General features: G+C 67.7%; 20 protein-coding genes. 18 read left to right on the forward strand and 2 right to left on the reverse strand.

Annotation, left to right across the window (positions count from 1 at the left end; translation table 11 throughout):
- Positions 1-51 precede the first annotated feature (51 nt).
- Complete coding sequence (gene dnaA, locus P4826_RS13065; RefSeq protein WP_317700810.1) at positions 52-1473, reverse strand: chromosomal replication initiator protein DnaA; 1422 nt, start codon at positions 1471-1473, stop codon at positions 52-54.
- Positions 1474-1756: 283 nt separating this feature from the next.
- Here dnaA and rpmH point away from each other — a divergent pair, with 283 nt between their 5' ends.
- The 15 genes from rpmH (at position 1757) to P4826_RS13140 (ending at position 17228) form a co-directional block, all read left to right on the forward strand.
- The gene (gene rpmH, locus P4826_RS13070) at positions 1757-1891 is read left to right on the forward strand and encodes a 50S ribosomal protein L34 (RefSeq protein ID WP_012207856.1); all 135 of its coding nucleotides are present in this window, start codon (positions 1757-1759) and stop codon (positions 1889-1891) included.
- A 74-nt stretch (positions 1892-1965) separates the two neighbouring features.
- Positions 1966-2415 (forward strand): ribonuclease P protein component, encoded by a 450-nt coding sequence (locus P4826_RS13075; protein WP_317700811.1) that lies wholly within the window; start codon positions 1966-1968, stop codon positions 2413-2415.
- On the forward strand, positions 2412-2705 hold the full coding sequence (gene yidD / locus P4826_RS13080) for a membrane protein insertion efficiency factor YidD (RefSeq protein WP_317700812.1): 294 nt from the start codon (positions 2412-2414) through the stop codon (positions 2703-2705). The genes P4826_RS13075 and yidD overlap by 4 nt, the downstream gene beginning before the upstream one ends.
- Positions 2702-4393 carry a membrane protein insertase YidC gene (gene yidC / locus P4826_RS13085; protein WP_317700813.1) on the forward strand — a complete coding sequence of 564 codons (1692 nt, stop codon included), beginning with the start codon at positions 2702-2704 and terminating at the stop codon, positions 4391-4393. The genes yidD and yidC overlap by 4 nt, the downstream gene beginning before the upstream one ends.
- A 110-nt stretch (positions 4394-4503) precedes the next feature.
- A complete protein-coding gene (locus tag P4826_RS13090) occupies positions 4504-6090 on the forward strand; it encodes an ABC transporter substrate-binding protein (RefSeq protein ID WP_317700814.1) in 1587 nt (528 codons plus the stop codon).
- 166 nt (positions 6091-6256) lie between these two features.
- The gene (locus P4826_RS13095) at positions 6257-7168 is read left to right on the forward strand and encodes a MurR/RpiR family transcriptional regulator (RefSeq protein WP_317700815.1); all 912 of its coding nucleotides are present in this window, start codon (positions 6257-6259) and stop codon (positions 7166-7168) included.
- Positions 7165-8163: an isoaspartyl peptidase/L-asparaginase family protein gene (locus P4826_RS13100; RefSeq protein WP_317700816.1), complete on the forward strand. Its 999-nt coding sequence runs from the start codon at positions 7165-7167 to the stop codon at positions 8161-8163. The genes P4826_RS13095 and P4826_RS13100 overlap by 4 nt, the downstream gene beginning before the upstream one ends.
- 16 nt (positions 8164-8179) lie before the next feature.
- Complete coding sequence (locus tag P4826_RS13105; RefSeq protein ID WP_317700817.1) at positions 8180-10054, forward strand: dipeptide ABC transporter ATP-binding protein; 1875 nt, start codon at positions 8180-8182, stop codon at positions 10052-10054.
- 92 nt (positions 10055-10146) lie between these two features.
- Positions 10147-11691 (forward strand): glutathione ABC transporter substrate-binding protein GsiB, encoded by a 1545-nt coding sequence (gene gsiB, locus P4826_RS13110; protein WP_252101529.1) that lies wholly within the window; start codon positions 10147-10149, stop codon positions 11689-11691.
- Positions 11692-11778: 87 nt separating this feature from the next.
- Positions 11779-12699: a glutathione ABC transporter permease GsiC gene (gene gsiC, locus P4826_RS13115; protein ID WP_252101528.1), complete on the forward strand. Its 921-nt coding sequence runs from the start codon at positions 11779-11781 to the stop codon at positions 12697-12699.
- 7 nt (positions 12700-12706) lie between these two features.
- On the forward strand, positions 12707-13612 hold the full coding sequence (gene gsiD / locus P4826_RS13120; RefSeq protein WP_317700818.1) for a glutathione ABC transporter permease GsiD: 906 nt from the start codon (positions 12707-12709) through the stop codon (positions 13610-13612).
- Complete coding sequence (locus P4826_RS13125; protein WP_252101526.1) at positions 13609-14646, forward strand: P1 family peptidase; 1038 nt, start codon at positions 13609-13611, stop codon at positions 14644-14646. The genes gsiD and P4826_RS13125 overlap by 4 nt, the downstream gene beginning before the upstream one ends.
- A gap of 61 nt (positions 14647-14707) precedes the next feature.
- Positions 14708-15526, forward strand: coding sequence for a M55 family metallopeptidase (locus tag P4826_RS13130; protein ID WP_317700819.1), 819 nt, complete (start codon positions 14708-14710; stop codon positions 15524-15526).
- On the forward strand, positions 15523-16269 hold the full coding sequence (locus P4826_RS13135) for an aspartate/glutamate racemase family protein (RefSeq protein WP_317700820.1): 747 nt from the start codon (positions 15523-15525) through the stop codon (positions 16267-16269). Before P4826_RS13130 ends, P4826_RS13135 begins: the two co-directional genes overlap by 4 nt.
- 53 nt (positions 16270-16322) lie before the next feature.
- Positions 16323-17228, forward strand: a complete 906-nt coding sequence (locus P4826_RS13140; RefSeq protein ID WP_317700821.1) for a LysR substrate-binding domain-containing protein — start codon at positions 16323-16325, stop codon at positions 17226-17228.
- 3 nt (positions 17229-17231) lie between these two features.
- On the opposite strand, the gene P4826_RS13145 is transcribed toward P4826_RS13140, so the two are convergent.
- A complete protein-coding gene (locus tag P4826_RS13145; RefSeq protein WP_317700822.1) occupies positions 17232-18422 on the reverse strand; it encodes a D-amino acid dehydrogenase in 1191 nt (396 codons plus the stop codon).
- Between the two features lie 271 nt (positions 18423-18693).
- Here P4826_RS13145 and P4826_RS13150 point away from each other — a divergent pair, with 271 nt between their 5' ends.
- The 3 genes from P4826_RS13150 (at position 18694) to P4826_RS13160 (ending at position 21612) form a co-directional block, all read left to right on the forward strand.
- The gene (locus tag P4826_RS13150; protein ID WP_252101521.1) at positions 18694-19581 is read left to right on the forward strand and encodes an amino acid ABC transporter substrate-binding protein; all 888 of its coding nucleotides are present in this window, start codon (positions 18694-18696) and stop codon (positions 19579-19581) included.
- Between the two features lie 71 nt (positions 19582-19652).
- Positions 19653-21050, forward strand: a complete 1398-nt coding sequence (gene mnmE, locus P4826_RS13155; RefSeq protein ID WP_317700823.1) for a tRNA uridine-5-carboxymethylaminomethyl(34) synthesis GTPase MnmE — start codon at positions 19653-19655, stop codon at positions 21048-21050.
- A 70-nt stretch (positions 21051-21120) separates the two neighbouring features.
- On the forward strand, positions 21121-21612 hold the full coding sequence (locus P4826_RS13160) for a Crp/Fnr family transcriptional regulator (protein WP_317700824.1): 492 nt from the start codon (positions 21121-21123) through the stop codon (positions 21610-21612).
- The last annotated feature ends 40 nt before the right edge of the window (positions 21613-21652 follow it).

A 21652-nucleotide genomic window follows, 5' to 3' on the forward strand; every position in this document is an offset into this window, starting at 1 on the left:
TCTCGGCCGCCAAACATGGCATTTTGCCTGGGAACAAGGGCGCCTTGACCATCAGCCCTTGAGCGTCTGCTCCAGCACATGCAGTTGCTGGTTGAGCTCGGTGTTGGTCTGGCGCTCGGCGCCCATCTTGCGCACGGCGTGCAGTACCGTGGTGTGGTCTCTGCCGCCAAACAGCTCACCGATCTCGGGCAGGCTTTTTTGCGTCAGCTCCTTGGCCAGGTACATGGCGATCTGGCGCGGCCGGGCAATGCTGGCCGGACGCTTCTTACTGTACATGTCGGCGACCTTGATCTTGTAGTAGTCGGCCACCGTCTTCTGGATGTTCTCGACGCTGATCTGACGGTTCTGGATGCTGAGCAGGTCGCGCAGCGCCTCGCGCGCCAGCTGGATCGAGACCTCCTTCTGGTTGAAGCGGCTGTAGGCCAGGATCTTGCGCAGCGCGCCCTCGAGCTCGCGCACGTTGGAGCGCACGTTCTTGGCGACGAAGAAGGCGACCTCCTCGGGCATCTCGGCATGCTCGGCGCGCGCCTTGTTGATCAGGATGGCCACGCGCATCTCCAGCTCGGGCGGCTCTATGGCCACCGTCAGGCCCGAGTCGAAGCGCGAGACCAGGCGCTCGTGGATGTTGGCCAGGCCCTTTGGGTAGGTGTCGCTGGTCATGACGATGTGGCTCTTCTTGGCCAGCAGCGCCTCGAAGGCGTTGAAGAATTCTTCCTGCGTGCGGTCCTTGTTGGCGAAGAACTGCACGTCGTCGATCAGCAGCAGATCCAGCGAGTGGTAGCGTTCCTTGAAATCGTCAAAGGTGCGCCTTTGGTAGGACTTGACCACATCCGAGACGAATTGCTCGGCATGGATGTAGAGAACCTTGGCGTCGGGCCTGTCCTTGAGCAGCTGGTTGCCCACGGCGTGCACCAGATGGGTCTTGCCCAGGCCCACGCCGCCGTAGATGAACAGCGGGTTGTACAAATGGCCGGGCGAGCCCGCCACATGCATCGCGGCCGAGCGCGCCATGCGGTTGGCCGTGCCCTCGACCAGGGTCTCGAAGGTCAGTGCGGGGTTCAGGCGCGTGCGAAAGCTGCCGTTCGGTGCCTCCTCCGCCGCAGGGGCCGCGGGGGCGTTGCCGGCGGCCTCGGTTGCCTGCGAAGCGGCTGGTCGAACATAATTCCTGGCAACGGATTCGCGCTGAGCGAGTGCTAACTCCAAGGTGACTGGCTGGCCATACAAACCCTCCAGCAGGGCAGAGATGCGGCCGGCGTACTGGGCGCGGATCCAGTCGAGCTTGAAGCGGTTGGCGACCAGTAGTGTCACCTTGGAGAAATCGGGTGCAACCTGGGCCGTCAGAGGTTTGATCCAGGTGTTGAACTGCTGCTCGGGCAGGTCTTGGGCCAGCTGTTCGGTGCAGGCCTGCCACAAGGCCTGGCCGGCGCTGGCGTTGTCGATATCGTGGCTGGGAGAATGCAGTCCCTCGTTCATTGCGGTGCTTGTAGTTGTGGATAGAGGAACGGTAAATGGCCGTCGATTTTAGCTTGTCAAAGACTTATCCACAATTTGCCGCGGGCCGGTTGGCAGGCAATTTCAACCCCAGGCATTGCCAGCTCCTGCATACCCTGCAATAATCGCCGGTTTCCCTGAAGGATCTTTCAGGGTGATCAAACCCGGGCGGCGGTTTTTCTGCACTGATGTGTGGCGAGGCTGCCGGTCCGGCGGGCGCGGCCGATCGAAGCGGCGCCTGTAACTGAATCTTCAAGGATTGAACATGAAACGTACTTACCAGCCTTCCAAGACCCGCCGCGCCCGCACCCATGGTTTCCTGGTGCGCATGAAGACCAAGGGTGGCCGCGCCGTCATCAACGCCCGCCGCGCCAAGGGCCGCAAGCGCCTGGCCGTCTAAGGTCGGCTTGCCAGGCTTTCGGCCGCTTCCTGGTCTGCACCGCCGGTTCTAGGCGGGGACGCTGCCCTGCCACCATGCAACGGCTGAAAACCCGCCCCCAGTTCCAGGCCGCCTTGGCGGCAGGCACGGCGGCCCGCACCGCGCATTTTGCGCTGCACCGACTCAGGCTTGCCCCCATGGACATGCCTCCCACAGGGCCCGACTCCTCGCCGCAGGCGGGGCAGGCGCAGGCCCTGTTTGGCGTTGGTGCGCCCGCCGTCTGGCTGGGCGCCATGGTGCCCAAGCGCTGGGCGCGCCGCGCCGTGACGCGCAACACCATCAAGCGGCAGATCTACGCCGTGGCCGCCGGTTTCGAGGCGCGCATGCAGCCGGCCGCCCATGTGGTGCGCCTGCGCGCCGCCTTTGACCGCAAGCATTTCGTCAGCGCCACGTCGGACACCCTCAAGGACGCCGTGCGCGCCGAGCTGCAGCAGCTGTTTGCCGCTGCCGAGCGGCGCAAGCCCGCCGTGGAGGCCGCGCCATGATGCGCCGCCTGCTCATGGGCCTGGTGCGCGGCTACCGGTTGCTGCTCAGCCCCTGGCTGGGCTCCGCCTGCCGCTTCGAGCCCACCTGCTCGGCGTACTCGCTGCAGGCACTGGAGCAATACGGGGCCGCCGCCGGCAGCTACCTGACGGTTCGGCGCCTGGCGCGCTGCCATCCCTGGTGCGAGGGCGGGATCGATCCCGTGCCGCGGGAGCTGCCGCGCGGCATGCGCCTGTTCTCGCGGCTCATGCCTACCGAACCCCCATCTTCCTCAGCTACAAAGCATTCATGAACGATATTCGCCGCACCATCCTGTGGGTGATCTTTGGCTTTTCCCTGGTGATGCTGTGGGACAAGTGGCAGATCCACAACGGCAACAAGGCCACCTTCTTCCCCGCGCCGCCGGCCCAGACGGCCAGCGCGCCGGCCGCGACCGCGACTGGCGCCGGTACGGCCAGTGTTCCCGCGCCCAGCGCCACCCCGGCAGTGGCCGCGCAGCCACCGACGGGCGGCCCGGCGCCGGTGGTGGCCAGCACGCGCGAGCGCATCAGCGTGAGCACCGATGTGCTGCGCCTGGCCTTCGACACCGAGGGTGCTTCCCTGGTGCACGGCGAGCTGCTCAAGTACCCGGAGTCAGCCAGCGATGCCAAGCCCTTTTTGCTGCTCGACGAGAGCGGCAACCGCGTGTATGTGGCGCAGACCGGCCTGATTGGCGGCGCCTACCCCACGCACAAGACGCCCATGGCAGTAGTGCCGGGCGCGCGTGAGCTCAAGGACGGCGAGCAGGAGCTGGTGGTGCGCTTCGAGTCGCCCGATCTGGGGGGCGTGAAGCTGGTCAAGACCTGGACGCTCAAGCGCGGCGCCTATGACATCGCCGTGCGCCACGAGGTGGTCAACACCGGCACGGCCCCCGTGTCGCCGCAGCTGTACCTGCAGCTGGTGCGCGACGGCAACAAGCCCGCGGGCGAATCCTCGTTCTATTCCACCTTCACCGGCCCGGCCGTCTATACCGAGGCCAAGAAGTACCAAAAGGTGGAGTTCAAGGACATTGAGAACGGCAAGGCCGAGATCGACAAGTCCTCCAGCGACGGCTACGTGGCCATGGTGCAGCATTACTTTGCCACCGCCTGGCTGCTGGCCGACGGCGTGGCGCGCGACCTGTTCGTGCGCAAGGTGGACAACAACCTGTTTGCCGTGGGCATGATCACCCAGCTGGGCGAAATCGCCCCGGGTCAGTCCAAGAGCCTGGACGCGCGCCTGTTCGCCGGCCCGCAGATCGAAACCCTGCTGGAGAAGCTGGCCCCCGGCCTGGAGCTGGTCAAGGACTATGGCTGGCTGACCATTCTCTCCAAGCCGCTGTACTGGCTGCTCGACCAGCTGCACAAGGTGATTGCCAACTGGGGCTGGTCCATCGTCGCCCTGGTGCTGCTGCTGAAGATCGCCTTCTACTGGCTCAACGCCAAGGCCTATGCCAGCATGGCCAAGATGAAGGCCATCAACCCGCGCATCCAGGAAATGCGTGAACGCCTCAAGGACAAGCCGCAGCAGATGCAGCAGGAGATGATGCGCATCTACCGCGAGGAGAAGGTCAACCCCATGGGCGGCTGCCTGCCCATCATGATCCAGATTCCGGTGTTCATTGCGCTGTACTGGGTGCTGCTGTCCAGCGTGGAGATGCGCAACGCGCCCTGGATAGGCTGGATCCACGACCTGTCCTCGCCCGACCCGTTCTTCATCCTGCCGCTCCTGATGACCCTGTCCTCGCTGCTGCAGACGGCGCTCAACCCCGCGCCGCCGGATCCGATGCAGGCCAAGATGATGTGGCTCATGCCGCTGATGTTCAGCGTGATGTTCTTCTTCTTCCCGGCTGGCCTGGTGCTGTACTGGCTGACGAACAACATCCTGTCCATCGCCCAGCAGTGGATCATCAACACCCGCATGGGCGTGCCGCCGCAGTTCAACCTGCCCAAGTTCCGCTGACCCGCCCCCGCGCATGAATGACAACGGCCGCCATAGCGGCCGTTGTCTTTTTGGGTACCATGCTCAGCCACTACATCTGGTAGTCAACCAACACACAAGGAGCCAGACGGATGATGCAGAAAACAACCTTCAAACTCGGCATGGTGGCGACGGCCATGGTGCTGGCCATGGGCAGCGCGCAGGCGGCCAGCATGCGCTGGGCCGGCGCCAATGACATTCTGACCATAGACCCACACGCGCAGAACCACCAGACCACGCACGCCTTCCTGCAGCAGATCTACGAGAGCCTGGTGCGCTACGACGGCAAGTACCAGACCGAGCCGGCCCTGGCCACCAAGTGGACGCAGATCTCGCCCACGCAGGTGCGCTTCGAGCTGCGCAAGGGCGTCAAATTCCACGACGGCGCGCCGTTCACGGCCGACGACGTGGTGTTCTCGCTCACGCGCGCGGGCACGGCGCCGTCCAACATGATGTCCTCGGTGCAGAGCGTCAAGGAGGTGAAGAAGGTCGATGACCACACCGTGGATCTGATCCTCAAGGGCCCGAACCCCATCCTGCTGCGCGAGCTGACCGAGGCGCGCATCATGAACAAGGCCTGGGCCGAGAAGCACAACTCGCTCAAGTCGCAGGACTACGCCGGCAAGGAGGAAAGCTACGCCTCGCGCAACGCCAACGGCACCGGCCCCTTCAGCCTGGTGGCCTGGCAGCCGGACCAGAAGCTCACGCTGAAGAAGAATCCGAATTGGTGGGACAAGCCCAAGGGCAACATCGACGAGGTGGTGTTCACGCCCATCAAGTCGGCTGCCACGCGCTCCGCGGCGCTGATCTCGGGCCAGGTGGACTTCGTCGTCGATCCGCCGCCGCAGGATCTGGCGCGCATGAAGGCCGACAGCAACCTGAAGCTCATCGAGGGCGCCGAGAACCGCACCATCTACCTGGGACTGGACCAGTTCCGCGACGAGCTGCCCGGCTCGGGCGTGGCCGGCAAAAACCCGCTCAAGGACAAGCGCGTGCGCCAGGCGCTGTACCAGGCGATCGACTCGGCCGGCCTGCACAGCCGCACCATGCGCAACCTGTCGGTGCCCGCCGGCGTGATGGTGGCGCCCATGGTGCATGGCTGGAGCAAGCAGCTGGACGAGCGCGCCGCCAAGTACGACGTCGAGGCCGCCAAGAAGCTGCTGGCCGACGCCGGCTATCCCCAGGGCTTTACCCTCAAGCTCGACTGCCCGAACGACCGCTACGTGAACGACGAGGCCATCTGCCAGGCCGTCACAGCGATGTGGACGCGCATCGGCGTCAAGACCAATCTGCAGACCGCGCCGATGGCGCAGTTTGTCTCGCGCGTGATGAACAACGACGTCAGCGCTTACCTGTTCGGCTGGGGCGTGGCCACGTTTGATGCGCTGTACACGCTGGACTCGCTGATGTCCACCAAGGACGGCAAGACGGCGGCCGGCGTCTACAACGGCGGGCGCTTCAGCGACCCCAAGCTCGACGCCATGATCCAGCAGATCAAGGTGGAGATGGACACGCCGAAGCGCGACGCGCTGATCCACGACGCGCTCAAGCTGACCAAGGACGAGTACTACTACCTGCCGCTGCACCACCAGATCCGGCCCTGGGCCATGCGCAAGAACGTGGATACCGTGCACCGCGCGGATGACCGGCCTATGCCGATCTGGACGACCATCAAGTAAATCCGTCCCACCTGCCAAGGCCCGCTCCGCGGGCTTTTTTTTTGGCTGTCGAATCGGGAGTGAGGGTTTTCACTAGGTTTTGCGGGTTGTCAGCCGCTTGAATGATGGAAATTTTTCTTTAATATCCGACTCTGCAAATTTTTTATCATTACTGCGTCCGCCCACCATGTCCAAACCCGTGCACGCCAGCCCGCCGCCGGTTTCGATCACTGCGCGCATCACACAGGCGCGGATGCAGCTCACGCCGTCGCACCAGCAGATTGCGGACTATGTGCTCAAGCACCCCTTGCAGGCCGCCACCATGCCCATCGATGAGCTGGCGGCGGCGGTGGGCGTGTCCGTGGCCACGGCGAACCGCTTCGCGCGCGCCATCGGCCTGGACGGCTACCCCATGCTGCGCGCCGAGCTGGTCAAGGGCTTCGAGGCCATGCTGGCGCCGGTGGAGAAGATGCGCGTGCGCCTGGAAAAGCCCGGCAGCGCGCACGATGCCTTCCTGGCCGTGCTTGACGAGAGCCAGAACAACATTGCCGCCACGCGCGCCGCGCTCGAGCCCGCGGCCTGTGAGGCCGCGGTGCAGGCCATCGCCGCGGCGCGACGCATCTATGTGCTGGGCTACGGCGCCTCGGGCTGGCTCGCCGGCATGCTGGCGCGCGGCCTGGACATGCATTGCGACAGCGTGCACCTGCTTGCCACCGTCGCCGGCGCCACCGACGGCGCGCGCCAGCTGCCGCGCATGGCGGCGCAGGACCTGCTCATCGCCATCAGCTTTCCGCGCTACCTGCGCGATACCGTGGCCCTGACGCGCGCGGCGCACGAGCGCGGCGTGCCCATTCTGGCCCTGACCGACGGCCCGCTGGCGCCGCTGGCGCCGCTGGCGCGCCACTGCCTGTTCGCCAAGACCGAGAGCTACCACGCGGCGAATTCCGAAACCACGGTGCTGGCGCTGATCGAGGCCCTGGTCAGCGCCGTGGCGCTGCACACGCGCGGCACGCTGCAGAACGCCGCGCGCATGACCGAGGCCGTCCTGCCCTGGCTGCACGGCGCGGGCCGCGCCGCCGCCCACAACGCTTGCGAATGAAGACCATGCCCCATACCGCATCTTCCGTCACGCCCGTCATCGCCATCCATGGCGGCGCTGGCACGCTCACGCGCAGCCACATCAGCCCCGAGCAGGAGCGTGCCTACCATGCGGCGCTGCAGGAGGTGCTGTGCGCCGGCCAGGCCGTGCTGGCGCGCGGCGGCTCGGCGCTCGATGCCGTGTGCGTGGCCGTGCAGGCGCTCGAGGACTGCCCGCTGTTCAACGCCGGCCATGGCGCGGTGTTCACGGCCGATGCCACGCACGAACTGGACGCCGCCGTGATGGACGGTGCCACCCTGGCCGCCGGTGCCGTGGCCGGCGTGAGCCGCGTGCGCAACCCGGTGCTGGCCGCGCGCGCGGTGCAACAGGACGGCCAGCATGTGCTGATGATAGGCACGGCTGCCGAGCGCCTGGCGCAATCGGCGGGTCTGGCCATGGTGGCGCCCGACTACTTTTCCACCGAGGCGCGCCTGGCCCAGCTGCGCGCGGCCCAGGCCAAGGCCGCGGGCGCGGTGCTGGACCATGACGGCGCCGCGGCCCTGGCCGCGCGCACCCCGGAGGGGCCGCTGCACGAGGGCCGCAAGATGGGCACCGTGGGCGCGGTGGCGCTCGATGCCCGGGGCCACCTGGCGGCCGCCACCTCCACCGGCGGCCTGACCAACAAGCGCCCGGGCCGCGTGGGCGACAGCCCGCTGATCGGCGCCGGCACCTATGCCGATGACCGCACGGCCGCCGTCTCCTGCACCGGCCATGGCGAGAGCTTCATCCGCGTGGCCGCGGCGCACGATGTCTGCGCGCGCATGGCCTACGCCGGCGCCACGCTGCACGAGGCGAGCGAGGCCGTGGTGCACCAGGCGCTGGCCGCCATCGGCGGCACCGGCGGGTTGATCGCCGTGGACCGCCAGGGCAATGTCTGCCTGCCCTTCAACACCGAGGGCATGTACCGCGGCCTGGCGCGCGTGGGCCAGGCGCCCGAAACCTTCATCTACCGCTGACCGGGGCTGCCCTGCCATGACGAACCAATCCCCCAACGCCGCCACGTCGCTGGCGCTGCCCGAGCAGCGTGTGCTGGCCGTGGACGACCTGAGCGTGCGTTTCACCAGCTCCGAGCGCATTGTCGATGCCGTGCGCAAGCTGTCCTTCCACGTCGATCGTGGCGAGACCGTGGCCATCGTCGGCGAGTCGGGCTCGGGCAAGTCGGTCACCTCGCTGGCGCTGATGCGCCTGGTCGAGCATGGCGGCGGCAAGATCGTGGGCGGCTCGGCGCTGCTGCGCCGGCGCGGCGGCCAGGTGCTGGACGTGGCCCGGGCGACGCAGGCGCAGATGCGCGAGGTGCGCGGCGCCGACGTGGCCATGATCTTCCAGGAGCCCATGACCTCGCTGAACCCGGTGTTCACGGCCGGTGAGCAGATCGCCGAATCCATCCGCGTGCACCAGGGCATGGACCGCGCCGGCGCGCGCGCCGAGGCGCTGCGCATGCTGGAGCTGGTGCGCATCCCCGAGGCGAAGAATGTGCTGGACCGCTTCCCGCACCAGCTCTCGGGTGGCATGCGCCAGCGCGTGATGATCGCCATGGCGCTGTCGTGCAAGCCGCAGCTCTTGATCGCCGACGAGCCGACCACGGCGCTGGACGTGACCATCCAGGCGCAGATCCTGCAGCTGATCCGCCAGCTGCAGGACGAGATGCACATGGGCGTGATCTTCATCACCCATGACATGGGCGTGGTCGCCGAGGTGGCCGACCGCGTGCTCGTCATGTACCGCGGCGACAAGGTGGAGGAGGGCGCCTCGGACCAGGTGTTCGCCGCGCCCCAGCATGCCTACACGCGTGCGCTGCTGTCGGCGGTGCCCAAGCTCGGCGCCATGCAGGGCACGGACCTGCCGCGCCAGTTCGACCTGCTGCGCCCCGACGGCAGCATGCTCACCGGCCAGTCCTTGCCCGTTGACACCCGCCCCGCCGATGCCCAGCCCATACTGCGCGTGAAGAACCTGGTCACGCGCTTCGACCTGCGCTCGGGCCTCTTGAACCGCGTCACGCGCCGCGTGCATGCCGTGGAGCAGGTCAGCTTCGACCTGTACCCGGGCGAGACCCTGGCGCTGGTGGGCGAGTCGGGCTGCGGCAAGTCGACCACCGGCCGCTCGCTGCTGCGCCTGGTGGAGAGCCAGAGCGGCGCCATCGAGTTTGGCGGGCGCAACATCCTTGACCTGCCGCGCAGCCAGGTGCAGGCGCTGCGCCGCGACATCCAGTTCATCTTCCAGGACCCGTTCGCCTCGCTGGACCCGCGCCTGACAGTGGGCTTTTCCATCATGGAGCCGCTGCTGGTGCACAAGGTTGGCACGCGCGAGCAGGCCCAGGCGCGCGTCGACTGGCTGCTGGAGAAGGTGGGCCTGCCGCGCGAGCATGGCCAGCGCTACCCGCATGAGTTCTCGGGCGGCCAGCGCCAGCGCATAGCGATTGCGCGCGCGCTGGCACTGAACCCCAAGGTTGTCGTCGCCGACGAATCGGTGTCGGCGCTCGACGTGTCCATCCAGGCGCAGATCGTGAACCTGATGCTGGACCTGCAGCGCGAGCTGGGCGTGGCCTTTTTGTTCATCTCGCACGACATGGCCGTGGTCGAGCGCATCAGCCACCGCGTGGCCGTGATGTACCTGGGCCGCATCGTCGAGATCGGGCCGCGCCGCGCCATTTTCGAAAACCCCCAGCATTCCTACACCAAGAAGCTGATGTCCGCCGTGCCCATCGCCGACCCGGCGCGCCGGCACCTGAAGCGCGTGCTGCTGGAGGGCGAGATCCCCAGCCCGATCCGCGCCGTGGGCGACGAGCCCGTGGTGCCGCCGCTGCAGCAGGTCGGCCCGGGGCATTTCGTCGCACCGCCGGTGGTTTGATGTTGAAACCGGCTGTAACGCACGATGAATAAGCGCAATAAGCTATTGTTTTTATAGTATTTACCGTTCTTACACCCACCCGGAGACCTCCCATGCAAAAGACCTCTGTCACCTTCCGCCGCAGCCTGCTGGCCCTGGCCATCGCGGCCGCATCCACGGGCGCGCTGGCTGCCGGCAATGCCGTGCTGGCCATTGGCGGTCAGCCCGAGACGCTGGATCCCTACAACACCAACACCACGCTGACCACGGCCGTGACCAAGACCTTTTACGAAGGCCTGTTCGAGTTCGACAAGGACCTGAAGGTCAAAAACGTGCTGGCCGAGAGCTACGAGATGTCCAAGGACGGCCTGGTCTACACCTTCAAGCTGCGCCAGGGCGTGAAGTTCCACGATGGCACCGACTTCAATGCCGCCGCGGCCAAGGCCAACCTCGACCGCGTCATGAACCCCGAGAACCGCCTGCTGCGCGCCACGCAGTTCAACCGCATCGCCAAGGTCGAGGCCGTGAACCCGCAGACCCTGCGCGTCACGCTGAAGGAGCCCTTCGCGCCCTTCATCAACTCGCTGGCGCACGCCTCGGCGGCGATGATCTCGCCCGCCGCGCTGCAGAAATGGGGCAACAAGGACATCGCCTTCCACCCCGTGGGCACGGGCCCATTCGAGTTCGTCGAGTGGAAGCAGACCGAGGCCATCGTCGGCAAGAAGTTCGCCGGCTACTGGAAGAAGGGCTACCCCAAGGTGGACCAGGTGAGCTGGAAGCCGGTGCTGGAGAACGCCACGCGCGCCGCCATGGTGCAGACCGGCGAGGCCGACTTCGTCTACCCCCTGCCCTACGAGCAGGCGGCCAATCTGAAGAAGAACGACAAGATCGAGGTGGTGAGCACGCCGTCGATCATCGTGCGCTTCCTGGCCATGAACGTGCTGCAGAAGCCCTATGACAACCCCAAGGTGCGCCAGGCCATCGCCTACGCGGTGAACAAGGAAGCCATTGCCAAGGTGGCCTTCGGCGGCTACGCCTTCCCGGCCCAGGGCATCGTGCCCCAGGGCATCCAGTACGCGGTGAAGATGGACCCCATCCCCTACAACCCGCAGAAGGCGCGCGAGCTGCTGAAGGAGGCCGGCTACCCCAACGGTTTCGAGTCCACGCTCTGGGGCGCCTACAACAACACCACCACGCAGAAGGTGCTGCAGCTGGTGCAGCAGCAGCTGCAGCAGGTGGGCATCAAGCTGCAGGTGCAGGCCCTCGAAGTGGGCCAGCGCACCGAGTGGGTGGACGCCTGGCCCGACCCCAAGACCTCCAAGGTGCGTCTGTACTACACCGGCTGGTCGTCTTCCACGGGTGAGGCCGACTGGGCGCTGCGCCCGCTGTTCGCCACCGAAGCCCAGGCGCCCAAGCTCAACAACATGTCCTTCTACAGCAACAAGGTGGTGGATGACGCCATCGCCAAGGCCTTGGTGACCACCGACAGCACCGAGCGCGCCAACCTGTACAAGACCGCGCAGGAGCAGCTGATGCAGGACCTGCCGCGCATTCCGCTGGTCACCGACGAGGGCCTGTATGCGCATGCCAAGCGCCTGTCGGGCGTCTACGCCATGCCCGACGGCAACATCAACAGTGGCGAGATCGCGCTGAAATAAGCCCCGGCGCCTTGCCGCCCGGCCCCGGTGGCCGGGCGGCAACTCCTTTTTGAATCGCAAGATTGGCTGCCGCGGGCAGCGCAACCCATGCTGAACTACTTCCTCAAACGCCTGCTGGGCCTGCTGCCCACGCTGCTCATCGTGGCCGTCCTGGTGTTCCTGTTCGTGCACATGCTGCCCGGCGACCCCGCGCGCCTGGCTGCGGGCCCCGATGCCGACGAGGCCACGGTGCAGCTGGTGCGCAAGGACCTGGGCCTGGACCGGCCGCTGCCCGAGCAGTTCGTGCATTTCTTCTCGCGCATGGTGCAGGGCGACTTCGGCACCTCGATGCGCACGCGCCGCCCGGTGGCGGCCGAGATCGGCGAGCGCTTCATGCCCACGCTGCTGCTCACCCTCTCCAGCATGGCCTGGTCGGTCATCTTCGGCATGGGCATAGGCATCGTCTCGGCCGTGTACCGCAACCAGTGGCCCGATCGATTGGGCATGACGCTGGCGGTCTCGGGCATCTCGTTTCCGGCGTTCGCGCTGGGCATGATGCTGATGCAGGTTTTCTCGGTGCAGCTGGGCTGGCTGCCCACCGTGGGCGCCGACACCTGGCGCCACTACGTGCTGCCCTCGCTGACTCTGGGCGCGGCCGTGGCGGCGGTGATGGCGCGCTTCACGCGCGCCTCCTTCGTCGAGGTGGTGCAGGAGGACTTCGTGCGCACCGCGCGTGCCAAGGGCCTGAACGAGCGCGTGGTGGTGCTCAAGCACTGCCTGCGCAACGCCCTGATCCCGGTGATCACCATGATGGGCCTGCAGTTCGGCTTCCTGCTCGGCGGCTCCATCGTCGTCGAGGCGGTGTTCAACTGGCCCGGCCTGGGGCGCCTGCTGGTGGACGCCGTGAACATGCGCGACTACCCCGTGATCCAGACGCTGGTGCTGCTGTTCTCGCTGGAGTTCATTCTGATCAACCTGCTGGTGGACATGGCCTATGGCTTCATCAACCCCACCATCCGCTACAAGTGAGCCGCGCATGAGCACGATCTCTTCCGCACCCGTGGCCGTCGCCACCAACAATGCACCCGCCATCCGCACGCCCTGGCGCGAGTTCTGGCGTAAGTTCAAGAAGCAGCATGTGGCCGTCGTGGCCCTGGTGTTCGTGCTGCTGCTCGTGGCCGTGGCCGTGCTCGCGCCCTGGCTGACGCCGTTCGACGCCGAGAACTTCTTCGATTACGACCGCCTGAACGAGGGGCCGTCGGCCATGCACTGGTTCGGCGTCGATCCGCTGGGGCGCGACATCTTCAGCCGCATCCTGATGGGCGCGCGCATCTCGCTCGCGGCGGGCTTCCTGTCGGTGGCCATAGGCTGCCTCATCGGCACCACGCTCGGTCTGCTGGCGGGCTATTACGAGGGCTGGTGGGACCGCATCGTGATGCGCATCTCCGACGTGCTGTTCGCCTTCCCCGGCATCCTGCTGGCGCTGGGTGTGGTGGCCATCCTGGGCAGCAGCATGACCAACGTCATCGTCGCCGTGGCGGTGTTCAGCGTGCCGGCGTTTGCGCGCCTGGTGCGCGGCAACACCCTGGTGCTCAAGCACATGACCTACATCGAGTCGGCGCAGAGCATTGGCGCGAGCGACTTCACCATCATCACGCGCCACATCCTGCCGGGCACGATCTCCTCCATCGTCGTCTACTTCACGATGCGCGTGGGCACCTCCATCATCACCGCCGCCAGCCTGTCGTTCCTGGGCATGGGCGCGCAGCCGCCCACGCCCGAATGGGGCGCCATGCTCAACGAGGCGCGTGCCGACATGGTGAACGCGCCGCATGTGGCGCTGTTCCCCAGCCTGGCGATCTTCCTCACCGTGCTGGCCTTCAACCTGCTGGGCGACGGCCTGCGCGACGCGCTCGACCCCAAGATCGACCGCCAGACATGATGGACCAGCCCCCCCGCATCGGCCGCCTTGAAAGCGGCGCGCGCGATGCCATCACCGACGTGGCCGGGGTCACCGTCGGCCATGCCACGCTGGCAGACGGCGCGGTGCAGACCGGCGTGACCGTGATCCACCCGCATGCGCGCGATCCGTTCCTGCACAAGGCGCCCGCCGCCGCCGCCGTCATCAACGGCTTCGGCAAGAGCCTGGGCCTGCTGCAGCTGGAAGAGCTGGGCCAGCTGGAGACGCCGATCGCGCTGACCAACACCTTTTCCGTGCCCGCCGTGGCCCAGGCGCAGATCGCGCGCTGCATCGCCGCCAACCCCGAGGTCGGGCGCGCCTGGTCCACGGTGAACCCGCTGGTGCTGGAGTGCAACGACGGCTATCTCAACGACATCCAGCGCATGGCCGTCACGGCGGCGCATTACGACGCCGCCTGTGCCGGCGCGGATGCCGAGGTGGCGCAGGGCGCAGTGGGCGCGGGGCGCGGCATGTCGAGCTTTCAATTGAAGGGCGGCATAGGCACGGCCTCGCGCCGGGCCGCCTTGACCAGCGGTGCGCAGTACACCGTGGGCGCGCTGGTGCTGGCCAATTACGGCGTGCAGGCCAATCTGCTCTGGGACGGCGCCCCCCTGGGCCGGCGCCTGGCGGCGGCGCAGCAGGCGCAGATAGAGGCCGAGAAGGGCTCGATCATCATGGTGCTGGCCACCGATGCGCCGCTGGACGCGCGCCAGCTGCGGCGCCTGGCGCTGCGCGCCGCGGCGGGCCTGGCGCGCACCGGCTCGGTCTACGGCCATGGCAGCGGCGACATTGCGCTGGCGTTCTCCAGCGCCTACACCCTGCCACAGCAGCCCGGCGCGCCCATGCCCGCCGTGGCCCTGGTGCACGAGGCGCTGCTCGACCCCCTGTTCCAGGCCGGCGCCGACAGCGTGGAACAGGCCATCGTGCATGCGCTCTGGCATGCCGAGGCCGTGACCGGGCGCGACGGCCATCGCCGCGAGGCGCTGCGCCCGCTGCTGCAAGCTATGAATAAATGAGCTGCTTGCGCAGATACAGCAAGCGTTTCATGCCATTTTGATCTTGAATTCAAGGAATGCCATGAAGATCCTGATTTCCGTGGATATCGAGGGCGTGGCCGGGGTCTACCACCCTGAGCAGACACGTGCCGGCAACCCCGAGTACGAACGCGCGCGCCGCCTGATGGCGGCCGAGGCGACTGCGGCGATCGCCGGCGCCTTCGACGCCGGCGCCAGCACGGTCTACGTGAACGACTCGCACGGCGGCTTTCGCAACCTGCCGCCGGACCTGCTGGATGCGCGCGCCCAGGCCATCCAGGGCAAGCCGCGCTACCTGAGCATGGCCAGCGGCGTGGAGCTGGGCGTGGCCGGCATGGTCTGCATCGGCTACCACGGGCGCGCCCAGGGGCGCGGCATCCTGGCACACACCATCAACAGCTTTGCCTTTGCGCGCATCGCCTTCAACGGCCAGGAGCTGGGCGAACTGGGCATCTACGGGCTGCTGGCCGGCCAGTACGGCGTGCCGGTGATCGCCGCCTCGGGCGACGACCAGTTCATCGCCGAGCACCAGGCGCTTTTCCCGGCGACACGGTTCATCCAGGTCAAGCAGGCCCAGGGCGCGCACAGCGGCGTGAGCCTGTCGCCCGAGGCCGCCTGCGCCGCCATCCGCGCGGGCGTGGCCCAGGCCGTGGCGCAGGCGCCCGGCGCGGCGCCGCTGACCATGGCCGGCCCCATAGTCGTCGATCTGCAGACGCAGACCGTCGCCCTGGCCGACCTGTTCTGCCAATGGCCCACGCTGGAGCGCCTGGCGGGCGACGCGCTGCGCTTCAACGCACCGGATACCGAGAGCGCGGTGCGCATGCTCAACGGTCTTTCTGCCATGTCCAGCATGCTCCGATGAACGCTACCACTCCACCTACTCCTCACACCGTCGGCATCCTGGCCGGCATGGGCCCGGCCGCGGGCGTGGACTTTGCGCGCCTGTTCGTCGCCGCCTGCGAGGACTGGCTGCGCGGCCACGGCCAGGCCGTGTGCGACCAGGCCTATCCCGCGCACTGGATGGCGCAGCTGCCGATTGCCGACCGCACGCGCGCGCTGACCGACGGCGCGGCGCCCCAGCCGCTCGACGCCATGGCGCAGGGCCTGGCGCAACTGGCCGGCCTGGGCGCGCGCGCCGTGGCCATGCCCTGCAACACCGCCCATGCCTGGCATGCGGCCCTGCAGCAGCGCGTGCCCCAGGTCGAGCTGCTGCACATGCCGCGTGAGACCGCGGCCGCGCTGCGCGCCCGGAGTCTCACGCGCGTGGCCCTGCTGGCCACCGAGGGCAGCTACCGCATCGGTCTGTACGAGCAGGCCTTCGCGGCAGAAGGCATCGGCTGCGTGCTGCCCGACGCGCAGGCGCGGCATTGGCTGATGCAGGGCATCTATGATGGGGTCAAGGCCGGTGACCTGGTGCTGGCGCAGCAGCGCTTTGTCGCCGTGGGCGAGCAGCTGCGTGCCGAGCATGGCGACATCGCTCTGGCCATGGCCTGCACCGAGATCCCGCTGGCCCTGCCGCAGGCGCGCGCGGCGCAGGGCTGGACGCTGATCGATCCCGCGGACATCCTGGCGCGGGCGCTGGCGCGCCGCGCCTACGGCGCCTGATGGCGCGTGCCCCCTCTTGCGCCGCGGCCTTGCAGCGGGCATGGTGATGCCCCATGCGCCTGCGCCACATCGAAGTCTTCAACGCCGTCATGCTCACGGGCAGCGTGAGCGCGGCGGCGCGCCTGATGAACGTCACCCAGCCGGCCGTCAGCCGCATCCTGGCCCATGCCGAGCTGCAGCTCGGGTTCGCGCTGTTCCAGCGCGTCAAGGGCCGGCTCGTGCCCACCCAGGAGGCGCAGACCCTGTACCCGCAGGTGCAGCAGCTGTTCGCCCAGCTCGATGAGGTGCAGCGCCTGGCAGCCAGCCTGAAGAACCCGCAGCGCTGCGACGAACTGCGCATCCTCACCGTATTCGCCCTTAGCGTCGAGCTGCTGCCGCGCGCGTTGCGCGCCTTCCGCGCCCGGTATCCGGGCGTGGCCGTGACCATCGATGCACTGCACTCGCCGCAGATCGTTGCCGCGCTGCTGCGCCAGGAGGCGGACCTGGGCTTCGTCTTCACTGCCGCCGCCCACCCTTCGCTGGTGCAGGAACACCTGGCCGATGCGCACATGCTGTGCGTGGCGCCGCGCGGCATGCTGCCTGCGGCGCTGGTGGCGGGCGGCAGCCTCGCGCTGCCCGACCTGGCGGCCCTGCCCCTGGTGCGCCTGGCGGCCAGCGACCCCATAGGCACCCTGGTGAACCATGCCTGCAGGCAGGCCGAGGTGAGCCTGCAGGCCTTGTACACGGTGCAGACCTACCACGCCGCGCTGGCGCTGGCCCACCACGGCCAGGCCGTGGCCCTGGTCGATGCCTGCACGGCCGTATCGGCCGAACGCGACAAGGTCGATGTGCTGGCCGTGCAGCCACCCATTGCCGTGCCTGTGCAGGCGCTGCGTCCGGCGCACCGCCCGGCGTCGTTGCTGGCCGACGCCATGTTGGGCTGCATGCGCATGGTGGTGGCGCAGTCGCTGGGGACTTGAGCCTCACACAGCATCGGCCACGGCCGCTGCCGTGCCAAAGGCCAGCGTGAAGCCCAGCGCGCCATGCCCGGTGTTGAGCAGCAGGTTGGCGGGGCCGCGCGCGTGGCGCCCCACGATGGGCAGGCCGGTGGGCGTGGCCGGGCGCAGGCCGGCCCAGGGCTGCAGCTGGCGCTGCATGCCGCTGTGCGGAAACAGGGCGCGCGTGGCCGCGCACAGGCTGTCTATGCGCGCCTGCGGTATGTCCAGACCGTAACCCACGAGCTCGGCCATGCCGGCCACGCGCAGGCGCCCTCCCAGGCGCGCGAACACCACCTTGCGTGCGGCATCGGTCACGCTCACCTGGGGCGCCGCGCCGGGTTCGGAGGCGGCGTCGAAGGTGATGCTGTAGCCCTTGAGCGGATAGACCGGCAGCGCCAACCCCAGGCTGCGCGCCAGCGCGTGGCTGCCGCTGCCCAGCGCCAGCACGAAGGCGTTGGCCTCGATGGCGCCCGCGTCGGTCTGCGCCGCGGCGATGCGGCCCGCCGACTGCGTGAGCGCCGTGATCCTGCTGCCCAGCACGAAGCGCACGCCGCGCGCCTGCAGCCGGGCATGCAACCCCTGGCAGACCTGCAGGCAGTCGGCCGCGCATTCGCCGGGCGTGTGAATGGCACCCGCGATCCGCGCCGCGTAGTGCGCGAGCGCGGGCTCGATCTGCGCGCAGCGCGCGGGGGTGACGGCCTCCTGCTCGCAGCCCCAGGCGCGCTGCAGCTCCAGCTGGCGCTTGGCGTCGTCGAGCGCGGCCTGGCTCGCATACAGCACCAGCTTGCCGGTACGCGAAAAGTCGCAGGACAGCTGTTCAGTGGCCAGCATCTGCTCGAAGCCCTGGCGGCTGCGCGCCGCCAGGGCCAGCAGCGTGGCCGTGCCGTGCTCGGAGGTGCGGCGGTTGCAGGCGCGCAGGAAATCCAGCCCCCAGCGCCACTGATGCGGGTCCCACCGCGGCCGCAGCTTGAGCGGCGAGTCGGGCGCCAGCACCAGCTTCGGCAGCTGTGCCCAGATGCCGGGGTCGGCCAGGGGCTGTACGTAGCTGTAGCTCAGCTGCGCGCCATTGCCCCCGCTGGTCCCCGCGCCGGGATGGGCCTGATCGACGACTGTGACCTGAAATCCCCGGCGCTGGAGTTCGTAGGCCGTCGCCAGGCCCACGATGCCCGCGCCCATGACACATACATGCATTGCGAACTTTGGCAGATTGCGGATTGCCCCAATGTAGGGCGGGCGCCGGCAATTGAACAATGCCAATCCAGGCGCGGGACATGACGGAAAGTTATGCCCCGGCCCCGCCCCCGGTTCAGGGCTCGCGGCGGCAGTGCATGACTTTTGTGCATACCCCCTGCCATGAACGGCATTGTTCAAGTGGCTGCATGCTTCCTACAGTAGCGCCGTGACCTGTCGTGACAAACCACTACCTCGATAAAGCAAAGGAGACACCATGAAACCCACCACCATCCTCGCCGCAGCACTGGCTGCCTGCGCACTGGCCGGTACCGCCGCCCAGGCCGACACCCTCAAGAAGGTCGCCGACATGGGCAAGATCACCGTGGCCTACCGCGAGGCCTCGGTGCCGTTCAGCTACCTCGCGGGCTCGGGCGGGCCCGTGGGCTTCTCGGTGGAGATCAGCAATGCCATCGTCGATGCCGTGAAGAAGGAGCTGAACAAGCCGGCCCTGAAGGTGGACCTGCAGGCCGTGACCTCGCAGAACCGCATACCGCTGCTGCAAAACGGCACCATAGACATTGAGTGCGGATCGACCACGAACAACACGGTGCGCGGCAAGGACGTGCAATTCGCCATCAACTACTTCTACACCGGCACGCGCCTGCTGGTGAAGAAGAATGCCGGCATCAAGAACTGGGCCGACCTGGCGAAGAAGAAGGTCGCCAGCACCACCGGCACCACCAACGCCCAGGTGATACGCAAGTACAGCAAGGACAACAACCTGGACTTCGACATCGTGCTCGGCAAGGACCATGACGACGCCATGCTGCTCGTCGACGCCGGCCGCGCCGAGGCCTTCGCCATGGACGACATCCTGCAGTTCGGCCTGAAGAACAACGCGCGCAATCCGGCCGACTGGGACGTGGTGGGCGATGCGCTGCAGGTCGAGCCCTATGCCTGCATGATGCGCAAGGACGACCCGCAGTTCCAGAAGCTCGTCAACGGCGTGATCGGCGGCATGATGAAGTCGGGCGAGTTTGAAAGGCTGTATGCCAAGTGGTTCACCGCGCCCATCCCGCCGAAGAACCAGGTCATAGGCCTGCCCATGAGCCAGGAGCTCAGGGACAACCTCGCGGCGCAAAGCGACAGGCCTGCCATGTGAGTGCGCACGGGCTGCTGCGGGGCGGCCCAGCGTGAATAATGCGCGCTGCCCCTCTGTTGAAAGAACCGCCCATGCTCGCTCGCCACCAAGACCCCATCGCCGCCATCGCCACCGCCCCAGGGCGTGGCGCCGTGGGCATCGTGCGCGTGTCGGGCCGTGGCCTGGCGCCCTTCGTGCAGGATCTGCTGGGCCGCGCGCTGCAGCCGCGCCAGGCGCATTACCTGCCCTTTCCCGACGCCCAGGGCCAGCCCATCGACCAAGGGCTGGCGCTTTTCTTCCCCGCGCCGCACAGCTACACCGGTGAGGACGTGCTGGAGCTCCAGGCCCACGGCGGGCCCGTGGTGCTGCAGCTGCTGCTGGCGCGCTGCCTGGAGGCGGCGCAGACCGCTCTGCCGCGCCTGCGCCTGGCCGAGCCCGGCGAGTTCACCGAGCGGGCGTTCTTGAACGACAAGATCGACCTGGCCCAGGCTGAGGCGATTGCCGACCTGATAGACGCCAGCACCGAGGCTGCAGCGCGCAGCGCCGGGCGCTCGCTCTCGGGCGAGTTCTCCAAAGAGATCCACGGCCTGCGCGACGCCCTCATCCACCTGCGCATGCTGGTCGAGGCCACGCTGGACTTTCCCGAGGAGGAAATCGACTTCTTGCGCAAGGCGGACGCGCGCGGACAGCTCTCAAATTTGCAGCAAACCCTGGCCGGCGTGATGCAGCGCGCGGGGCAGGGCGCCTTGCTGCGCGAGGGCATCAAGGTGGTCATCGCCGGCCAGCCCAACGCCGGCAAGAGCTCGCTGCTCAACGCCCTGGCGGGCGCCGAGCTGGCCATCGTCACCCCGATCGCCGGCACCACGCGCGACAAGGTGCAGCAGACCATACAGATAGAGGGCGTGCCGCTGCACATCATCGACACCGCCGGCCTGCGCGAGAGCAGCGACGAGGTCGAGCGCATAGGCATCGCCCGTGCCTGGGAGGAGATCGCGGGCGCCGACGCCGTGTTGTTCCTGCACGACTTGACGCGCATGAATGCTCCCGAATACATAGCTGGTGACGCTGCCATCACAAGCGATCTGGACCAAAAACTGCCCGAAAACGTGCCGGTGATCGACGTCTGGAACAAGCTCGATGCCAGTACGCACCAACCGCCCCAGGCGGTCGCCGGGCACGAGGCCGTGCGGCTGTCGGCGCGCACCGGCGCCGGGCTGGACACCTTGCGCCAGCGGCTGCTGCAGGTCGCCGGCTGGCAGCAGGGCGCCGAAGGTGTGTACATCGCGCGCGCGCGCCACCTCGAGGCCCTGCGCGCCGTGGACGCACACCTGATGGAGGCGGCGGCGCAGCTGATGAGCGATGGCCCCGCGCTGGATCTGCTGGCCGAGGAGCTGCGCCTGGCGCAGAACGCGCTCAACAGCATCACCGGCGAATTTGGCGCGGACGACCTGCTGGGGGTGATTTTTTCCAGCTTCTGCATCGGCAAGTGAAGCGACGTTTTTGTGAACAAAAGTAATGCGTGCTTGTGTGAACGGCACGACCACGTTACTTTCGCGCGCGATGAACATCGCCGCCATTCCCATCCTCAAGGCCCAGCTGATGGGCCTGGTGCAGGCCATCAGCCAGGCCGCCACCGAAGACAGCATGGGCAATATGCTCAGCTCCGAGCAGTGGGATCTGCTCCTGCCCTATCTGCGGCCCATGGAACTGCCGGTCGGCCAGGTGTTGTTTGCCCAGGGCACGACCGAACGCACCCTGTACCTGGTCGAAAGCGGCAGCCTGACCGTGCACTATGAGGACGAGCAGCAGCGCGTGCGCCTGGCCATCGTCGGCCCGGGCTCGGTGGTGGGCGAGGGCGCGTTTTTCTCGCACCGCCCGCGCAGCGCCACGGTGCAGGCCGGGGCGCCGACCAGGCTGTGGAACCTGACGGCGATCCGCTTCGCGGAGTTCGCCAACCGCAACCCGGCCGTGGCCCTGCAGCTGGTCATGGCCATAGGCGCCGTGCAGGCCAAGCGCCTGGCCAACCGCCGCCGCCGCGTTGCATCCACCTGACAGTCCCACGCCCGGCGTGGCGTTGATGCTGGTGCGCAGT

Origin of the sequence: Diaphorobacter limosus, from assembly GCF_033100095.1 — a bacterium.
Lineage (GTDB): Bacteria > Pseudomonadota > Gammaproteobacteria > Burkholderiales > Burkholderiaceae_C > Alicycliphilus > Alicycliphilus limosus.

Bases quoted from the DNA above. Each gene is read 5' to 3' on its own strand.
- dnaA (WP_317700810.1), bottom strand. From the start codon at position 1,473: ATGAACGAGGGACTGCATTCTCCCAGCCACGATATCGACAACGCCAGC.
- rpmH (WP_012207856.1), top strand. From the start codon at position 1,757: ATGAAACGTACTTACCAGCCTTCCAAGACCCGCCGCGCCCGCACCCAT.
- P4826_RS13075 (WP_317700811.1), top strand. From the start codon at position 1,966: ATGCAACGGCTGAAAACCCGCCCCCAGTTCCAGGCCGCCTTGGCGGCA.
- yidD (WP_317700812.1), top strand. From the start codon at position 2,412: ATGATGCGCCGCCTGCTCATGGGCCTGGTGCGCGGCTACCGGTTGCTG.
- yidC (WP_317700813.1), top strand. From the start codon at position 2,702: ATGAACGATATTCGCCGCACCATCCTGTGGGTGATCTTTGGCTTTTCC.
- P4826_RS13090 (WP_317700814.1), top strand. From the start codon at position 4,504: ATGATGCAGAAAACAACCTTCAAACTCGGCATGGTGGCGACGGCCATG.
- P4826_RS13095 (WP_317700815.1), top strand. From the start codon at position 6,257: ATGTCCAAACCCGTGCACGCCAGCCCGCCGCCGGTTTCGATCACTGCG.
- P4826_RS13100 (WP_317700816.1), top strand. From the start codon at position 7,165: ATGAAGACCATGCCCCATACCGCATCTTCCGTCACGCCCGTCATCGCC.
- P4826_RS13105 (WP_317700817.1), top strand. From the start codon at position 8,180: ATGACGAACCAATCCCCCAACGCCGCCACGTCGCTGGCGCTGCCCGAG.
- gsiB (WP_252101529.1), top strand. From the start codon at position 10,147: ATGCAAAAGACCTCTGTCACCTTCCGCCGCAGCCTGCTGGCCCTGGCC.
- gsiC (WP_252101528.1), top strand. From the start codon at position 11,779: ATGCTGAACTACTTCCTCAAACGCCTGCTGGGCCTGCTGCCCACGCTG.
- gsiD (WP_317700818.1), top strand. From the start codon at position 12,707: ATGAGCACGATCTCTTCCGCACCCGTGGCCGTCGCCACCAACAATGCA.
- P4826_RS13125 (WP_252101526.1), top strand. From the start codon at position 13,609: ATGATGGACCAGCCCCCCCGCATCGGCCGCCTTGAAAGCGGCGCGCGC.
- P4826_RS13130 (WP_317700819.1), top strand. From the start codon at position 14,708: ATGAAGATCCTGATTTCCGTGGATATCGAGGGCGTGGCCGGGGTCTAC.
- P4826_RS13135 (WP_317700820.1), top strand. From the start codon at position 15,523: ATGAACGCTACCACTCCACCTACTCCTCACACCGTCGGCATCCTGGCC.
- P4826_RS13140 (WP_317700821.1), top strand. From the start codon at position 16,323: ATGCGCCTGCGCCACATCGAAGTCTTCAACGCCGTCATGCTCACGGGC.
- P4826_RS13145 (WP_317700822.1), bottom strand. From the start codon at position 18,422: ATGGGCGCGGGCATCGTGGGCCTGGCGACGGCCTACGAACTCCAGCGC.
- P4826_RS13150 (WP_252101521.1), top strand. From the start codon at position 18,694: ATGAAACCCACCACCATCCTCGCCGCAGCACTGGCTGCCTGCGCACTG.
- mnmE (WP_317700823.1), top strand. From the start codon at position 19,653: ATGCTCGCTCGCCACCAAGACCCCATCGCCGCCATCGCCACCGCCCCA.
- P4826_RS13160 (WP_317700824.1), top strand. From the start codon at position 21,121: ATGAACATCGCCGCCATTCCCATCCTCAAGGCCCAGCTGATGGGCCTG.